2 protein-coding genes are annotated in these 1,876 nt (G+C 75.4%); both read right to left on the bottom strand.

Going from position 1 to position 1,876, the window contains the following annotated elements:
- Positions 1-1,540 (bottom strand): NAD-dependent DNA ligase LigA (gene ligA, locus QJR14_09265; GenBank protein ID MDI3317788.1); only part of this gene is annotated, 1,540 nt, incomplete at its 3' end.
- A gap of 126 nt (positions 1,541-1,666) precedes the next feature.
- A partial coding sequence (locus tag QJR14_09260; GenBank protein ID MDI3317787.1) for a hypothetical protein occupies positions 1,667-1,876 on the bottom strand: 210 nt, incomplete at its 5' end.

The raw sequence follows: 1,876 nt of genomic DNA, 5'->3' as shown, positions 1-1,876 counted from the left end.
GGCGGCTGGCGTCGATGGCGCGGACCAGGTTCTCCGCCGACTTCTGCCCCATCCGCTCCAGGGCCGCCAGCGCCGGCACGCCCAGCGCGTAGAGATCCGAGGCGTCGTGCACCAGCCCCCGGGCCAGCAGCTGGTCGACCACCGCCGGGCCGAGGCCGTCGATGTCCATGCCGGGGCGGCTCGCCCAGTGGAGAAGCGCCTCGCGCAGCTGCGCCGGGCAGCTGGCCCGGTTGGTGCAGCGCGTGGCCGCCTCGCCGGGCAGGCGGACGACGGCGGCGCCGCAGGCCGGACACCGGTCGGGCATGCGGAAGGGCTCTTCCTCGCCCGAGCGGAGCGCCACCTCGACGCGGACCACCTCGGGGATGATCTCGCCCGCCTTCCTCACCCAGACGTGGTCGCCGACGCGGACGTCCTTCTCCCGGACGTAGTCCTCGTTGTGGAGGCTGGCGTGGGTGACGGTGGTCCCCGCCAGGCGGACGGGGTCGAGGACGGCCACCGGGGTGAGGGCGCCGGTCCGGCCGACGCTCACCTCGATGGCGCGGACCACGGTGAGCGCCTCCTCGGCGGGGAACTTCCAGGCGGCCGCCCAGCGCGGCACCTTGGAGGTGGCGCCGAGCCGCTCCTGCTGGTCGCGCCGGTTGACCTTGACCACCATCCCGTCGATCTGGAAAGGAAGCGTCGCCCGCAGCGCAGCCCCCGCCTCGCAGAGATCGGCCGCTTCCTCGATCGAGCGCGCCAGCCGCCACGCCGGCGGCGTGCGGAAACCCCATCGCCGGAGCTGCTCCAGCAGCTCCGCCTGGGTGCCGGGCGGCTCGCCCTCCATGTCCAGGATCTGGTAGAAGAGGGCGGCCAGCGTCCGCCCCGCCGTCACCGCGGGATCCAGCTGGCGAAGCGAGCCGGCCGCGGCGTTGCGCGGGTTGGCGAAGAGGGGGAGGCCCGCCGCCTCCCGCTCCTCGTTGAGGCGTTCGAAGGCCTCGCGGGGCATGTAGACCTCGCCGCGCACGGTCAGCCGGCGCGGCGCGCCCTCGCGCAGAACGAGCGGCACGGAGCGGACCGTGCGCACGTTGGGCGTCACCTCCTCGCCCACCAGGCCGTCGCCGCGGGTGGCGGCCACGGCCAGCCGGCCGTCCTCGTAGGTGACGGCCACGGAGAGGCCGTCGATCTTCGGTTCGACCACGTATTCCACGGGCTCGCCCAGGGCGGCCTCCACGCGCCGCCCGAAGGCGAGCAGCTCCTCGCGGCTGAAGACGTCGTCCAGGCTGAGGAGCGGCTGCGGGTGCCGGACGGGCGGGAACTCGCCGCTCCGGGCGCCACCCACGCGCCGGGTGGGCGAGTCCGGCGCCACCAGCTCGGGGTGCGCCGCCTCCAGCGCCTTCAGCCGCTCCATCAGCTGGTCGAACTCCTCGTCGGAGATCTCGGGCGCGTCCAGGACATAGTAGAGGTACTCGTGGTGGCGGATCAGGCGGCGCAGCCGCTCGATCTCGGCCCGGGCGTCGCCGCCGGCCTCCTGGCCCCTCGTTCCCTCGTCCGCTGCCGCCATGCGGCCTGCTCCTCCTCCTCGTCCAAGGCCCGTTTCGACCCGTCTCCGGCTCCGGAAAGGCGCTGCGGGGAGCGGCGCCATGACGGCGCCCCGGCCTTCCAGGCGCCCGACCGCGCCGCCCGCCGCTCAGGGCTCGTCCCGCTCCGCGAGCCGCTCCACCGGCGCGTAGCGGGCGAGAAGCTTGCGCAGCCCCGCCTCCGGGAAGGCGACGGTCAGCTCCTGCTCCTCTCCGTGGCCGCGGACCTGGACCACGGTCCCCTCACCCCAGACCCGGTGGCGGAGCCGGTCGCCCGCCTGCCACTCCCACGCCGCGGCCGGGGCGGGCGAGGCGGCCGG

This window comes from Bacillota bacterium, assembly GCA_029961055.1.
Taxonomy (GTDB): domain Bacteria; phylum Bacillota; class Sulfobacillia; order JAIMAT01; family JAIMAT01; genus JAIMAT01.
The sequence above is the reverse complement of the archived record's forward strand: the minus strand, read 5'-3'. Positions and strand labels throughout refer to the sequence as shown.